The 14,041-nt window shown below is 66.4% G+C and carries 14 protein-coding genes; 5 read left to right on the top strand and 9 right to left on the bottom strand.

All coding sequences use genetic code 11. The features are described from left to right. Positions 1-3: 3 nt before the first annotated feature. From copC to IE168_RS05015, 9 genes are all read right to left on the bottom strand, one after another. Positions 4-387 carry a copper homeostasis periplasmic binding protein CopC gene (gene copC / locus IE168_RS05055; RefSeq protein ID WP_189495817.1) on the bottom strand — a complete coding sequence of 128 codons (384 nt, stop codon included), beginning with the start codon at positions 385-387 and terminating at the stop codon, positions 4-6. 162 nt (positions 388-549) lie between these two features. After that, positions 550-900 carry a four-helix bundle copper-binding protein gene (locus tag IE168_RS05050; RefSeq protein WP_024867865.1) on the bottom strand — a complete coding sequence of 117 codons (351 nt, stop codon included), beginning with the start codon at positions 898-900 and terminating at the stop codon, positions 550-552. Positions 901-970: 70 nt separating this feature from the next. Continuing rightward, positions 971-1,495: a DUF411 domain-containing protein gene (locus tag IE168_RS05045; RefSeq protein ID WP_024867864.1), complete on the bottom strand. Its 525-nt coding sequence runs from the start codon at positions 1,493-1,495 to the stop codon at positions 971-973. Between the two features lie 14 nt (positions 1,496-1,509). Next, positions 1,510-2,019, bottom strand: a complete 510-nt coding sequence (locus IE168_RS05040) for a nuclear transport factor 2 family protein (RefSeq protein ID WP_024867863.1) — start codon at positions 2,017-2,019, stop codon at positions 1,510-1,512. Positions 2,020-2,038: 19 nt separating this feature from the next. Further along, on the bottom strand, positions 2,039-2,809 hold the full coding sequence (locus tag IE168_RS05035; protein WP_189495815.1) for a c-type cytochrome: 771 nt from the start codon (positions 2,807-2,809) through the stop codon (positions 2,039-2,041). A 13-nt stretch (positions 2,810-2,822) separates the two neighbouring features. Next, the gene (locus IE168_RS05030; protein WP_229823119.1) at positions 2,823-3,962 is read right to left on the bottom strand and encodes a copper resistance protein B; all 1,140 of its coding nucleotides are present in this window, start codon (positions 3,960-3,962) and stop codon (positions 2,823-2,825) included. Between the two features lie 5 nt (positions 3,963-3,967). Further along, positions 3,968-5,821, bottom strand: coding sequence for a copper resistance system multicopper oxidase (locus IE168_RS05025; protein WP_189495813.1), 1,854 nt, complete (start codon positions 5,819-5,821; stop codon positions 3,968-3,970). A gap of 103 nt (positions 5,822-5,924) precedes the next feature. Further along, positions 5,925-6,350, bottom strand: coding sequence for a CopL family metal-binding regulatory protein (locus IE168_RS05020; protein ID WP_189495811.1), 426 nt, complete (start codon positions 6,348-6,350; stop codon positions 5,925-5,927). A 130-nt stretch (positions 6,351-6,480) separates the two neighbouring features. Further along, the gene (locus IE168_RS05015) at positions 6,481-7,401 is read right to left on the bottom strand and encodes a cation diffusion facilitator family transporter (protein ID WP_129135893.1); all 921 of its coding nucleotides are present in this window, start codon (positions 7,399-7,401) and stop codon (positions 6,481-6,483) included. A gap of 580 nt (positions 7,402-7,981) precedes the next feature. Between IE168_RS05015 and IE168_RS14820 the strand changes: the two genes are divergently transcribed. The 5 genes from IE168_RS14820 (at position 7,982) to IE168_RS04990 (ending at position 14,041) form a co-directional block, all read left to right on the top strand. Next, the gene (locus tag IE168_RS14820) at positions 7,982-8,083 is read left to right on the top strand and encodes an SEC-C metal-binding domain-containing protein (protein ID WP_095209460.1); all 102 of its coding nucleotides are present in this window, start codon (positions 7,982-7,984) and stop codon (positions 8,081-8,083) included. 61 nt (positions 8,084-8,144) lie between these two features. Further along, on the top strand, positions 8,145-8,537 hold the full coding sequence (locus tag IE168_RS05005) for a hypothetical protein (RefSeq protein ID WP_162202221.1): 393 nt from the start codon (positions 8,145-8,147) through the stop codon (positions 8,535-8,537). 56 nt (positions 8,538-8,593) lie between these two features. Then, entirely contained in the window at positions 8,594-9,874 is a 1,281-nt protein-coding gene (locus tag IE168_RS05000) for a TolC family protein (protein ID WP_189495809.1), read from the top strand. Continuing rightward, the gene (locus IE168_RS04995) at positions 9,871-10,842 is read left to right on the top strand and encodes an efflux RND transporter periplasmic adaptor subunit (RefSeq protein ID WP_189495807.1); all 972 of its coding nucleotides are present in this window, start codon (positions 9,871-9,873) and stop codon (positions 10,840-10,842) included. The genes IE168_RS05000 and IE168_RS04995 overlap by 4 nt, the downstream gene beginning before the upstream one ends. A gap of 22 nt (positions 10,843-10,864) precedes the next feature. After that, on the top strand, positions 10,865-14,041 hold the full coding sequence (locus tag IE168_RS04990) for an efflux RND transporter permease subunit (RefSeq protein ID WP_189495902.1): 3,177 nt from the start codon (positions 10,865-10,867) through the stop codon (positions 14,039-14,041).

Genomic DNA, 14,041 nt, shown 5'->3' with positions numbered 1-14,041 from the left:
TCCTCAGCGCACCGTGAAACTGAAATTGCCGGTCATGGGGTGGTTGTCGCCTCCAACGGCGCGGTATTCCACGGTATAGACGCCCGGAGTCAGCGGCTGGGGCAACTTGGCACGCAGGGTCTTACCGTTGTTGACGATCTCGGTCGTGAAATTCTCGATCGGCATGGTGGAACTCCCGTGCTTCATGAGCAACTTGAGACGCGACGCCCGCGGAATCAATGTTTCGTTGAACACGAGAACGATCTGGCCCGGCGAAGCCACCACCGCATTTGCCGCCGGTGTGGACTGCTGCAGCGCGGCGTGGGCGTGCGCGATCTGCAGGGAGAACTGCCCAGCCGCAATCGCGAGGACGAGCGCGAAGGAGCGAAGGACGTTTGATGATTTCATAGGGATAAATCCTCATTGCGAATGTGATGCAAAGCCCCGTTCGGCGCCGTGCTGTGTTGGATCCGACAAGCGTTAGGTGTCGGGCTGTCACCGAAACCACGGTTGGTCGGCTTGTGATATTTGAGATGAGGATCCCGCCGCTCAGGCGGGATCCTCGACGCGTCAAGCCGCCATGGCGCTGCAGCTTTCCGCGCAACGGCGACAAACTTCGGCGCAGCGCGCCATCTCCGGGTCGTTCATGGCGTCGCATGCATCGGCGCACTGGCGGCAGATCTCCGCGCAGGCACCGCAAACCACGTCGTGAGCGCTGGCACCGCGCAGCATCGCGTCGGCACTGGTTGCGCAGATATCGGCACACGTCGCAAGTAGTGCAATGTGCTCTGGGGTCGCGTGGGCACCTCCTTTGGTCAGGCAGTAGTTGATGGTCTCCAGGCAGATGTCATGACACTGCGTGCAGTTGTCGATGCACTCGTTCATGGCCTGGGACCGGTGTGCGGCGGAATGGTGAGTCATGTGGTTCTCCTTCTTCCTTGCGGGCGAGAATCGGCGCGCCCGCAACACCGCCCCCTGTTGCTGCGACGGATCAGTGCTGTGCGAACGGTTCAGTGGTTCCGTCGCGATGGACCAGCTCGACCGTGTACGGCTGCTGTCGCCCCTCCGGAACCTCCATGCCGGGAGAACCAAGCGGCATCCCTGGGAGGACCAGGCCGCGTGCGTCCGGCTTTTCTTCGAGGAGACGCTTGATGTCCGCGGCCGGGACGTGGCCTTCGATGACGTATCCGCCGATCTCGGCCGTGTGGCAGGAGCCCTTTGCATAGGGGACACCCAGCCGCTCCTTGAGCGGCCCCAGGTCATCCATGTCGTGCACATCCACGGTGAAGCCCGCCTTCTGCACGTGGTCGATCCAGGCACCGCAGCACCCGCAGGTCGGGGTCTTGTGGACGGTCATGCGTGGCAGGGCTGCTGGAGTCGCGTCGGCTGATTGGACGACAACCTGTGCGGAGGGCGAGGTTGTGGGTTGCGCGGATGAAGCATCCTGGGTGCAAGCACCCAGACCAGCCACGGCAAGGACCACAAAAGTCAGGCGGTGCAATCTGAGCGTAGTCATTTCAAACTCTCGACTCAGCGCTTGGTCCGCGAGGACCAGTGGATGTGGACGATCCGCCAGCCGTCGGCGGTCTGCTTCAGCACCATCGTTTCGGTGCTCTGGACGGTCAGTGGCTTGCCGTCCTTCTGGGCGTGCAGCTCGCTTTCGGTTCCGACCCACGCGAACTCGCCAGCGGTTCGTGCACGCTGACGGAGCAGCTGGCGATGGGCGCCCTTGAGGAACGCCGCATCGCTGACTGCGTGATGGCCCATGTATTCCTCGCGGCTGTGTTCGGCGCCCCCGGACTCGAGGATGAGAACGTCGGCAGCGAGCAGGGCTTCGACCGTGGCCAGATCGCCGCTAGACAGGGCGCTGTTGAAACGCTCCGCTACGGCGACCGCGGCCTCTGCAGTGACTGGGACGTCGACGTCCGCAGATGCCGCGGCAGCGGGGTGATGTGCGTGCGGCTGTGTCGCCTGCGCCATTGCGGGGGACACGACGGCCAGTGCCAGTGCGAGGGTGAACGAGATTGCTGTTGCGTTCATTGCGTGGGCTCCAAGGAGATCAATGGGTGTGCGCATGGCCGTCACCGGCCACGGGCGTGTGTGGTGCAGGGTGCGACTCCACCTTGCCGTTGGGATGGCGGTGGTCCACCAACCCGACTTCCGTGTCGCTGAGTGTCGGGCCGTGGTGATCGTCGTCCACGCCCGGCGGGTGCGCATGCGGCATGGAGTTGTTGCCCGGCTCGGATGGGGCAGGGTGATCCTCGGCCTTTTCGTCGTCATGGTGGCCTTGCGTCTCGCCGCCGCCATGCGAATGGCCCTCGCTGCTGTCGACAAGTTCCTTGTACGCAGTCGCGTCGAGCGTGGGCAGCACCTGCAGGAACGCGGCCATGTTCCAGATGTACTCGTCGCTCATGTTCTTGCCCCAGGCGGGCATGCCGCTGGCCTTGATCCCGTGCTTGATCACCCAGAACGCTTTGGCCACGTCGACCTTGTGTTTACTGAGGTCCGGCGGCGTGGGATACAGGCCCTGGCTCAACTCGGTTTCGGCCATCGACGGGGCCAGGTGGCAGCCAGCGCACATCGCCGCATAGTTGCCCGCGCCCTGGACGATCCGTGTGCGATCGTCTAGGCCCGACGGCACGTCCAGCCGTCCCGCACGTGACACGATGGAGCGCTCGCGTGCGGTTTCGAGCAGGAAATGCACGGGCTTCGTGTGCATGTCATCGGCGGCGACGTTGTACACGCCGCCCCAGATGAAGCCCGCCGTACCCGCCACGAGAACCAGCGGAACCCCGATCAACCAAACACGCTTGCGTGTCTTTGGTTGCATGTGTGTTCTCCCATCAGAACCAGATTCGGACGCCGGCCACGACCCGGGTGTCGTCGACGTCCCCGGACCGTGCGCGACGCTGGTCCGCCGTTCCGCCGTAGGCACGCTCCCAGACGACGCCGACATAGGGAGCGAACTGCCGATGGAACTCGTAGCGCAGGCGGAAACCCGCTTCGACCTTGCTCAGTCCGCTGCCGATTCCAACCGCCGGATCGTCCTTGCTCCAGGCTTCGCCCTCGACGAGCCACTGGCCGATCAGCCGGTTGGTGAACAGCATTTCGTATTCGGCTTCCGCCCCAAGCCCGACCTGGCCGGACTCGCCCAGGTACGCGGTCGCTTCGACTTCAAACTTGTACGGGGCAAGGCCGATGACGCCGAGCGCGGCATAAGTGCGCGACGGGCCGCCGCCAAAGCCGAAGTCATGTCGGACACCGGCGACTGCATCCCACCATCGGGCGATGGCCCGGCCGTACAGGACTTCCACATCCGCCGACTCGGTGGATCCGCCCGCACGCTCGCCCTCGCTGCGGAGCCAAAGCCGGTTCAAATCTGAGCCGACCCAGGCTTTCGCTTCCCAAGCCATGCCGGTGCCGTCCTCATCCGCGTCCCACGCTTCGAGCCGGTCAAGCGACCAGTACGAGTTGATCGATTCGCCGTGTATCACGTGGTCGTCGAGGTTCTTGAATGCCGCGGCGCGATCGGCCGGGGTGAGGACAGGGATGGGCTCGTGCGGCTCCGCGGTCGCCGGAAGATCCTGGCTGGCACCAGGCTGATGGCCCATCGACGCGTGGTCCATGCCAGAGTGATCCATCTCGGAGTGGTCCATCGTGGAGTGGTCCATCCCCGAGTGGTCCATCGTGGAGTGATCCATCGTGGAGTGATCGCTGCCGGCAGTGTCCGCGGCCCCATGTTTCATGGAGCCGTGGTCCATGGCCCCGTGATCATCGGACATCGTGTCTGTCGGAGTCGGCTGGTGGCCGGCGTGTGGGTCAACAGGCTCAGGTGACGATGGTGTCGCAGCTGGAGCCGGCTTCGCTTCCGGATGGTGCGAGGCGTGGTCTGTCTCCTGCGCCCACGCGGGCGCGAACCCAGCGGCAAGCCACAGTGCGGAGGCCAGGCCGATGGCCAGGGGATGGCGGCTGGAACCGATCATGGCGCTCATTCCTCCACCCGCACTTCGCGGAACATGCCGGCTTCCATGTGATAGAGCAGGTGGCAGTGGTAGGCCCAGCGGCCGAGCGCATCGGCGCGCACCCGGTAGCTGCGTCTGGTGCCCGGCGGCATGTCGATGGTGTGCTTGCGCACCATGAAGTTGCCGGATTCGTCCTCCAGGTCGCTCCACATGCCGTGGAGGTGGATCGGATGCGACATCATCGTGTCGTTGACCAGCACGATCCGCAGGCGCTCGCCGTAGTTCAGCCGCAGCGGCTCCGCGTCAGCAAACTTCACTCCGTTGAACGACCACGCGAAGCGCTCCATGTGGCCGGTCAGGTGCAACTCGACTGTGCGTCCGGGCTCGCGCCCGTCGGGGTCGCGGAACGTGCTTCGCAGGTCGGCGTAGCTCAGCACGCGGCGGCCGTTGTCGCGCAGGCCGATGCCCGGATCATCCAGCTTGGGCGTGGGTGCCATCGTCTGCATGTCGACCAGGGGGTTGCCGGTTTCGGTGGCAGGGTGTTCCTGCATTCCGTCGGCGCCGTGATCCATGCCGGCCATGCTTTCGCCGGCCATCGCGCCTCCGGCCATCGACGACATGTCGTGGCCGCTGTGGTCCATTCCGGCCATCGCACCGCCGGCCATTGCCCCCTGAGACATCGAAGACATGTCGTGACCGCCGCCACCCATTCCGCCGTGGCCCATGTCGTCCATGGTGAGGAGTGGCTTGGGGTCGACGTTGGGCACGGGCGCCCGCAACCCCTCCCTGACGGCGAGCGTGCCGCTGATGTAGCCGGTGCGGCCGGTGTCCTGCGCGAAGATAGTGAACGCATCCTGCCCGGTCGGTTCGACGATGACGTCGAACGTCTCGGCCGTGGCGATGCGGAACTCATCGACCGTGACCGGATGCACGTACTGGCCATCGGCTGCGACCACGGTCATCTTCAGGCCCGGAATGCGCACGTCGAAGTACGTCATCGCGGACCCGTTGATGAAGCGGAGGCGGACCTTCTCGCCCGACCGGAACAGGCCGGTCCAGTTGCCGAGCGAAGTCGTGCCGTTCATGAGGAAGGTATAGGTGTTGCCGTTGACGTCCGACAGGTCGGTCGGGGTCATCCGCATCTGGCCCCACATCTTGCGGTCTTCGACCGTGGCGGCCAGGCCGTGCTGCTTCACGTCGTCGAAGAAATCGCCGACCGTCTGCTTGGAGAAGTTGTCGAAGTCCGACCGCTTCTTGAGCCGGGCGAACAGGCGCTTCGGATCGAGGTCGGTCCAATCGGTGAGCATGACCACGTAGTCGCGGTCATAGGCGAAGGGCTCGGGTTCCAGCGGCTCGATCACCAGCGGCCCGTAAAGACCGGCCTGCTCCTGGAAACCGGAATGGCTGTGGTACCAGTAGGTGCCGCCTTGCACGACGTTGAAGCGGTAATGGTAGGTCTCGCCGCGGTGGATGCCGTTGAAGCTCAGCCCGGGCACGCCGTCCATGTCCGCCGGCAGCAGGATGCCGTGCCAGTGGATCGACGCCTGGTCGCCATGGATGGAACCGGGGGGCAGGGCATTGCGGACCCGCAGGTTGACGGTCGTGCCCTCGCGCCAGCGCAGCAGCGGCGCCGGAACGGATCCGTTGACCGTGATCGCGGGGCGCGTGGCGCCGGTGAAGTTCATCGGCGTCTCGCCGATGGTCAGATCGAAGTCGGTGCCCGAGAGCACGTTGGGCAGGCCCTCGGCCTTGACGGCCCAGCTGGAACGGGGCCACAGACCCAAGGTTGCGACGGCCCCGCCAACAGCAAGGCCCTGGACGAAGCGGCGGCGCGACGGGGCAGACAGCCCCTCGGCACGGCCGAAAGAATCGGATGACATGGGAACTCCGGGAAAGGTCGAAGGCTCGCGGGACGAGCGTTACCCTGTCAGTGCGGAGCAGCGGACAGGATCCATCAGCGCCTCGGAAGGCGCGCAGGGACACTTAGCCGATCGGAGGTCGGAAGAGATTGGTCAGGGCCGCGGACGCGTGCACCGACAGGAACGGTTCGGCGGTGTGCCGGTACCGGATGGTGAAATCGGCGAGTGCCGACCCGGCGAGCGCCGCTGCGCAATGGTGTATGCAGGGGCAGCAATTCCCCGCCTCACAGCAGTCGTCCAACGGCGATTCAGCCCCGGCCTGGTCAGCGGCCTTGGGGTAATGGTGATCATCGGCCCCCGGAGCAGCCGCTGAGGCCCCGTGGCAGGCAGCCATGGCCTCGGCTGCTGTCGACGCCGTGGTCGCGTACGTCGCGTCGCCCAGGGAGTCGCGCACGTGCTCCATGTGCATGGACGCGCCAGCGATGCCCGGACCGTTCGCCAGCAAGGCAACGATCAGGAACAACCGCATCATGAGCGCGCGGAAAGGCATGCGCCCTAGTATACGTGCGGATATAAACGCCGGATGAACGCAGCGACAACCGCACGGGACGCAGCTCGAATATCGAGCCCCCAGCCCTTCGTCGCCTGCCTAGCCCAACGCGCCTGCAGCAGTTTTTCGGCTACAGGGCCATGTCTTCGTAGCTGCGGGGATCAGAGACCGGCTCCAGGTGCCCGGTCACGCGCATGGCCGGGAACTCCGCCACGATCTTCTCCACCAGGTCTTCCATGGCGTCATGCCCGCGCAAGACGGTCCAGTCGCCGGGCACCAGCATGTGCATCTCCATGAACTGGCGGGCCCCCGATTCGCGGGTCCGCACGGCGTGGAACTCGATCCGGCCCGGTTCGGCGTGCGCGTCCAGGATGGCCTGGATCCGGGCGTTGTCCTCGGGGGACAGGGTCGCGTCCATCAGGCCGGAGGCGGATTCGGACATCAGCCGGTAGCCGACAACCAGGATGTTGACGCCCACCAGGATCGCGATCACCGGATCCAGCCAGTCCCAGCCCGTCAGCCACGCCAGCCCCAGGCCCACCACGACCCCGACCGAGGTGTACACGTCGGCCATCAGATGCTTGCCGTCGGCGCGCAGGGTGATGGAGCGGTGCTCGGTGCCGACCTGGATCAGGATCCGCCCGACGACACCGTTGAGGACGGCGGCCACGATCGAAATGGCGAGGCCGATGCCGAGCGCTCCCAGTGGCCGCGGATTGAGCAGGCGATCGATGCCCAAGTAGATGATCGAGGCCGCGGCGACGAAGATCATGATCCCTTCCAGCGCGGCGGAGAAATACTCCGCCTTGCTGTGGCCGAAGTGGTGGTCGTCGTCGGCCGGCTGGGCGGCGATGGTCAGCGAGACCAGGGCCACGATGGCGGCCACGAGGTTGACCATCGATTCGGCGGCGTCCGACAGCAGGCCCACCGAGCCGGTGATCGCCCAGGCACTGCCCTTGAGCAGCACCGTCAGCACCGCCGTCACGATCGCCAGCCACGCGTACTTCCTCAGGTCCGGCGTGGCTTCGGCCGGTCTGTCATGGGGTTTCATGGGGACTATTGTCCGCTGCGACCGCGGGCCGGGCCAGCCGGCGCATGTCGCGCAGTCGGCAGGTCCGCTCAGAACCTCGACCGCCCGCAGCAGGCGTCGTCGTTCCGGCGCGGGTCGGCACCGCTTGCGCGCCGGTCGATCCTAAGCGGAGCGCGCATAGGCTGGCAGGCATCAGGTTCACACGATGAGAAGGGCACAGCAAGCCCCTAGCCAGCCGTCCTGCGTTGAGCGAGGTTGGCTGTTTGCTTGCCCGAAGCGGGTGTTCGCCTGAGCGCGCGGATTAGGGCTGGTTATCGGGGGTAGGGCGGATGGCTCCTTTCGACCCAAAGCGGACGTCTCGTTGGAACATCGCGCACCACTTCGTCCCACGGATCACTCAGGCAGCCAAGCCCGACCGCATGACCTCGTAGAGCGCAGTCCGGGTATTGTTGTCTGCCATCGAAGGGCTAGCAGCCCATGCAACGGCAAGAGCCCCTAGGAAGAGACTGAGCCGGGGCATCCCGGCGGCTCCCGGCGAGGTCAGTGTCCCCGCGCATGAAATCGAACCGCTGCAGCAGGCGCACCAGTTCCTGGACACGCACTGTCGTCGGGGCTGCGCGATCACCAGCCGTGCCAGTGCGGCAGCGGAAACAAGTACAAGCGGTGCCATGGCCGACAACTGGAACGCGCCTTTTCCCTGTAGCCCTCTCGACGCATTCAGCGGAATTGTATAACCCCATCATCCGCAGGTACCCTGCGCGGCCATGACCCGCCTGCATCCCCGCTTCTTGTTGCCGCTCCTGCGCGTCGTCGTGCTGGGTGTGCTTGCGTTGGGGCTGGCGTTCCAACCGGTGATGACAGCCGCCGGCGAGATGCATGAGCTCGCGCACGATCCGTCTGGCGCGCACAGCCACGGCCCGCATGCCAACGATCTGGACCCGGAGTTCGCCGCGGCGGACGCGCACGATCAGGACGGATCGGAGACGTTGCACCTGTTGCTGGATTTCGCCCATTGCTGTGGTTCAGCCGCGGCCGTGTTGCCGGTTCTGGATTCATTTTCCACTCAACCGGTCGCCGGTCGAATGGGGGTCGAAAAAGCGTCGCCCCCGGCCGCCTTGCGTCTGCCGAGCCCATTCAAGCCTCCGATCTTCGGATGACCGCGCCGTCGGCCTGATGCCGACGCCCGTCAATTCGATTCATCGGAGCAACCCCCATGCGTTTGCGATCAGCGGCCCTGGCCGCGTTCGTCGCCGTGTGTGCCGTGGCATTCCCCACGCACGCCGCCGACCCCCTCACCCTGGACGACGCTTTCCTCCGCGTTGCCGATACACACCCCGATCTGCGCCTGTTTGGCGCCCGCCATGAGGCCCTGAAAGCCGAACTGGATCGCTCCTCGTTGCGCCCGGCGCTGGTCGCTGGAGCCGAGGTCGAGAACGTGCTCGGTACCGGCCCGGCCAGCGGCCTGGATGGCGCCGAGATCACGCTGAGCCTCGCCTCCGTGCTGGAGCGCGGCGGCAAGCTCGATGCCCGCCGCACGCTCGCGCAAAGCCGGATCGATGCGCTGGCCATCGGGCGCGAGGCGCGGCGGTTGGATCTCCTGGCCGAAGTGGCCCGCCGCTACCTAGCAGTCGTCGGTGCGCAACGCGAAGGCGAGCTTGCGCAGTTGGGCGTCGACCAGCGCGATCGCACCGTTGCTGCGGCGCGCCGGCGTCACGAGGCTGGCGCTTCGCCCGAGTCGGTCGTACTCACCGCCCAGGCGGCCTTTGCGCGGGCCGAACTGGATAGCGCCCGTGCCCGGCAACGTGAGGCGGCCGCCCGCCAGCACCTCGCGGCCCTGTGGGGCGAGCGAAATCCCGCATTTGAGATCGTCGGCGGCGATCCGCTGGATGTGCCCCAGGTCGCGGACTTCGCGGTACTCGCCGATTGGTTGCAACGCACTCCCGAGCTGGCGCAGTTCGTCGACCAGCAGCGCATTGGCGAGGCGCGCCTGCAGCTGGCACGCAGCGAAGCGACCCCCGACTTCGACTGGCAGGTGGGCGTGCGACGGATGGCGGAGGGCGATGACTTCGGCTTGGTCGGCAGTGTCTCTATCCCGCTGGGCACCACTCGCCGGGCACAGCCGGGCATCCGTGCCGCACGCGCCGAGTTGACAGCGCTGGAAATCGAACGGGAGGCCATGGGGCTGTCGCTCTACTCCACCCTCGCTGAGGCGCATGGCCGCTTCGGGGTGGCCCGCCTGGAAGCACAGCGGCTAGGTGAGGACGTGCTTCCACGTCTGGCCAAGGCCGAAGCCGCGGCCGCCACCGCGTACCGCGCAGGCGCCGCCAGTTATCTGGAGTGGTCGAGCCTGCAGGCGGAGCACGCCGCCGCACGGCAGCAACAGCTGGCGGCGGCGCTGGAAGCCCAGCGCGCCCTGATCGAGATCCAGCGGCTGACCGGCCAGGCATTCGTCGCCGGCCCGGGCCTGCAACACAACCAAGGAGCAACCCCATGAAGCCTGTCCACCTGATCCCGGCACTGGCGCTGGCCTTGGTCCTCGCAGCCTGCGGTGGCGAGCCGGACCAGCCGGCCAAGGACGCACATGCGAACGACGCCGCCGACCACGGAACGGAGGCCGACGAACACGGCCATGAGGCGGATGAAGTCGCCAGCACGGTCATCGCTGCGGAAGTCGCTGAAAAGTCCGGTATCAAGACGCAGCCCGCCGGCCCCGGCGTGATCGCCGACGAGCATGAGGTGCAAGGCCTGCTGACCCCGGTCGAGGGTCGCGTTGCGCAGGTCACCGCCCGTTTCCCGGGCCCGATCCGTTCGCTGCGCGCCAACGTCGGCGACCCGGTCCGCGCCGGCCAGGTGCTGGCGACGATCGAGAGCAACCTGAGCCTGAGCACCTACAGCGTCGCCGCGCCGATCTCCGGCGTGGTCGTCGAGCGCAGTGCCTCGGTCGGCGGCCTGGCCAGCGAAGGTGCGCCCCTGTTCGAAATCGCCGATCTTTCGCAGCTCTGGGTCGACCTCCACATCTTTGGCGCGGACGCCCAGCACATCCAGCCCGGCGTGCCGGTGGCGGTCACCCGCATGAGCGATGGCGAGACCGTCCGAACCACGCTCGAACGCGTGCTGCCGGGCATGGCCACCGCCAGCCAGAGCACGGTGGCACGCGCGACGATCGACAACGCCGACAACCAATGGCGGCCGGGCACAGCAGTCAAGGCGCGGATCACGGTCGCACAGGAACCGGTGGACCTGATGGTGCCGCTGACCGCGCTGCAGTCGATGGATGGCCAGGAGTCCGTGTTCGTACGTGAGGGCGAGACGTACCTGACCCGACACGTCGAACTCGGTGCCCGCGATGCCACGCAGGTGCAGATCCTCTCGGGCCTGAGTGAAGGCGAGGAGGTGGTCGTCGCGGAGAGCTACCTGATCAAGGCGGACATCGGCAAGGAAGGCGCGGCGCATGACCACTGACGCCATAGGCCGCCAGCCGGGCCTGCTGGAGCGGATCGTCCGGTTCTCGATCCGGCATCGCTGGATGATGCTGGTGCTGACCCTCGGGCTGATCGGAGTAGGCATCTGGAGCTTCACCCGGCTCCCGATCGATGCAACGCCGGACATCACGAACGTCCAGGTGCAGATCAACACCGAGGCGCCCGGCTACTCTCCGCTGGAGTCCGAGCAGCGGGTCACCTATCCGATCGAGACGGCACTCGCCGGCTTGCCCCGGCTCGACTACACGCGCTCGCTGTCGCGCTACGGCTTGTCGCAGGTCACCGTGGTGTTCGAGGACGGCACCGACCTGTACTTCGCCAGGCAGCAGGTGGCCGAGCGCCTGCAGCAGATCCGCTCGCAGATCCCAGAGGGACTGGAACCCGAAATGGGGCCGATCTCGACCGGGTTGGGCGAGATCTTCATGTACACCATCGATGCCGCGCCCGAGGCGGTCAAACCGGACGGCACGCCGTGGACCGCCACCGACCTGCGCACCCTGCAGGATTGGGTGATCCGGCCGCAGATGCGCAACACCCCGGGCGTGACCGAAGTCAACACGATGGGCGGCTTCGAGCGGCAGATCCACATCACGCCGGACCCGTCCAGGCTGGTCGCACTCGGCTTCACGCTGCATGACATCGTCGACGCGGTGGCGGCCAACAACCAGAACATGGGCGCCGGTTACATCGAGCGCAACGGCCAGCAGTACCTGGTGCGCGTGCCCGGCCAGGTCGGCGGGATCGACGAGATCCGCAACATCGTGCTGGACCGGCGCGAAGGCCTGCCGATCCGGGTTGCCGACGTGGCGCAGGTGGGTGAAGGCCCGGAGCTTCGTACGGGCGCGGCCACCCAGAACGGCGAAGAGGTCGTGCTGGGCACCGTGTCGATGCTGGTCGGCTCCAACAGCCGCAGCGTCGCGCAGGCCGCGGCGGCGAAGCTGCAGGACGCGAACGCGAGCCTGCCAGAAGGCGTTATCGCAACGGCGGTCTACAACCGCACCGGGCTGGTCGAACGCACCATGCAGACGATCTCGAAGAACCTGGTCGAGGGCGCCCTGCTGGTGATCGTGGTCCTGTTCCTGCTACTGGGGAACTTCCGCGCCGCGCTGATCACCGCAGCCGTCATCCCCCTGGCCATGCTGTTCACGATCACCGGAATGGTGCGCGGAGGCGTCTCGGGCAACCTGATGAGCCTGGGTGCACTCGACTTCGGGCTGATCGTCGATGGCGCGGTCATCATCATCGAGAACGTCCTGCGCCGGTTTGGCGAGATGCAGCATCGGCTTGGCCGGACGCTGACACGTGAAGAACGCAACGACCTGACGGCTACCGCCACGGTCGAGGTCATCCGGCCCAGCCTGTTCGGCATGTTCATCATCGCCGCGGTGTACCTGCCGATCTTCGCCCTGACCGGGATCGAGGGAAAGATGTTCCATCCCATGGCGATCACGGTGGTGCTGGCCCTCACCGGCGCCATGGTGCTGTCGCTGACCTTCGTTCCCGCGTCGATCGCGATCTTCATGGGCAATCGCGTCCAGGAGAAGGAGAACCGGCTGGTCCAGTGGACGCGAGGCCGCTATGAGCCCTTGCTTGCCTGGTCGCTCCGCCGGCAGAACTGGGTCCTTGGCGGGGCACTCGCCCTGGTTGCCGTGTCCCTGCTGGTCGCCACGCGCCTGGGCAGCGAGTTCATTCCCAGCCTGGACGAGGGCGACATCGCCATGCACGCGATCCGTATCCCAGGCACGGGCCTGGAGCAGTCGGTGAAGATGCAGCTCGCCGTTGAGGAGCGCCTGCAGCAGGTTCCTGAAGTGGAGCGGGTCTTCAGCAAGATCGGCACGGCGGAGGTGGCCACCGACCCGATGCCGCCGAACGTGGCGGACACCTTCTTGATGATGAAGCCACGCGCGCAGTGGCCCGACCCGAGCAAGCCCAAGGACGTGCTGCTCGAGGAGATCGAGGCGGCGGTGGCGACGCTTCCAGGCAACAACTACGAGTTCACGCAGCCGATCGAGATGCGGACCAACGAGCTGATCTCCGGCGTGCGTGCGGACGTGGCGGTCAAGGTGTTCGGCGATGATCTGGACATGCTGATCGAGGTCGCCGAACAGGTCGAGGCGGTTGCCAGGCAGGTCGATGGCGCGGCGGACGTCAAGACCGAACAGGCGACCGGCTTGCCACTGCTGACGATCGTCCCGGATCGTGCGGCGCTGGCGCGCTTTGGCCTGAATCCGGGGATCGTGCAGCAGACCATTGCCACCGCGGTCGGTGGTCAGGTTGCCAGCCAGCTGTTCGAGGGCGACCGCCGCTTCGACATCGTGGTCCGGTTGCCGGAACAGATGCGTGTCGATCCGACTGCCCTTCAGGATCTGCCGATCCCCTTGCCCGACGTTGCGAACGCGGACCGGTCGAGCCTGGAGCCACGCTGGGCGACCGCGCGGACCGTACCGCTGCGGGAGGTCGCGAAGATCGAAAGCCTGCTGGGGCCCAACCAGATCAACCGCGAGAATGGAAAGCGCCGGGTGGTGGTCACCGCCAACGTGCGTGATCGCGACTTGGGTAGCTTTGTCGAAGAGCTGCAGCAGCGCGTCGGGCAGCAGGTGGACGTGCCCGAGGGCTACTGGATCGACTACGGCGGCACGTTCGAGCAGTTGATCTCGGCCAGCCAACGGCTCGCAGTCGTGGTACCGGTGACGTTGGTCCTCATCTTCGGCCTGTTGTTCATGGCGTTCGGTTCGGCCAGGGATGCGGTGATCGTGTTCAGCGGGGTGCCGCTGGCCCTGACGGGCGGTGTGGCCGCACTGGCACTGCGCGGCATCCCGTTGTCGATCACCGCAGGCGTCGGCTTCATCGCGCTGTCCGGCGTGGCCGTGCTCAACGGCCTGGTCATGATCGCCTTCATTCGCAACCTGCGCGAACAAGGCCAGTCGCTGGACGACGCGGTCTTCAACGGCGCCCTCGGGCGGCTGCGGCCCGTGCTGATGACCGCCCTGGTCGCGTCGCTCGGCTTCGTCCCCATGGCGCTCAATGTCGGCGCGGGCGCGGAGGTGCAGCGTCCGCTCGCCACCGTCGTGATCGGCGGGATCGTGTCTTCAACGCTGCTCACCCTGCTTGTCCTGCCCACCATTTACCGTCTTCTGCATCGCGGCGACGCAGCGAAGCCGCAACTGGAGGCCCACTGA

The sequence above is a fragment of the Luteimonas padinae genome, from assembly GCF_014652935.1.
GTDB lineage: Bacteria > Pseudomonadota > Gammaproteobacteria > Xanthomonadales > Xanthomonadaceae > Luteimonas > Luteimonas padinae.
Note: the sequence above shows the minus strand (reverse complement) of the source record. Positions and strands in the feature narration are given on the sequence as shown.

What these genes read in the sequence shown, in the direction of transcription:
- IE168_RS05020 (WP_189495811.1), bottom strand. Translation starts at nt 6,350, where the DNA reads ATGCCTTTCCGCGCGCTCATGATGCGGTTGTTCCTGATCGTTGCCTTG.
- copC (WP_189495817.1), bottom strand. Translation starts at nt 387, where the DNA reads ATGAAATCATCAAACGTCCTTCGCTCCTTCGCGCTCGTCCTCGCGATT.
- IE168_RS05025 (WP_189495813.1), bottom strand. Translation starts at nt 5,821, where the DNA reads ATGTCATCCGATTCTTTCGGCCGTGCCGAGGGGCTGTCTGCCCCGTCG.
- IE168_RS05050 (WP_024867865.1), bottom strand. Translation starts at nt 900, where the DNA reads ATGACTCACCATTCCGCCGCACACCGGTCCCAGGCCATGAACGAGTGC.
- IE168_RS05005 (WP_162202221.1), top strand. Translation starts at nt 8,145, where the DNA reads ATGACCCGCCTGCATCCCCGCTTCTTGTTGCCGCTCCTGCGCGTCGTC.
- IE168_RS05035 (WP_189495815.1), bottom strand. Translation starts at nt 2,809, where the DNA reads ATGCAACCAAAGACACGCAAGCGTGTTTGGTTGATCGGGGTTCCGCTG.
- IE168_RS05015 (WP_129135893.1), bottom strand. Translation starts at nt 7,401, where the DNA reads ATGAAACCCCATGACAGACCGGCCGAAGCCACGCCGGACCTGAGGAAG.
- IE168_RS05030 (WP_229823119.1), bottom strand. Translation starts at nt 3,962, where the DNA reads ATGATCGGTTCCAGCCGCCATCCCCTGGCCATCGGCCTGGCCTCCGCA.
- IE168_RS05000 (WP_189495809.1), top strand. Translation starts at nt 8,594, where the DNA reads ATGCGTTTGCGATCAGCGGCCCTGGCCGCGTTCGTCGCCGTGTGTGCC.
- IE168_RS05045 (WP_024867864.1), bottom strand. Translation starts at nt 1,495, where the DNA reads ATGACTACGCTCAGATTGCACCGCCTGACTTTTGTGGTCCTTGCCGTG.
- IE168_RS05040 (WP_024867863.1), bottom strand. Translation starts at nt 2,019, where the DNA reads ATGAACGCAACAGCAATCTCGTTCACCCTCGCACTGGCACTGGCCGTC.
- IE168_RS04995 (WP_189495807.1), top strand. Translation starts at nt 9,871, where the DNA reads ATGAAGCCTGTCCACCTGATCCCGGCACTGGCGCTGGCCTTGGTCCTC.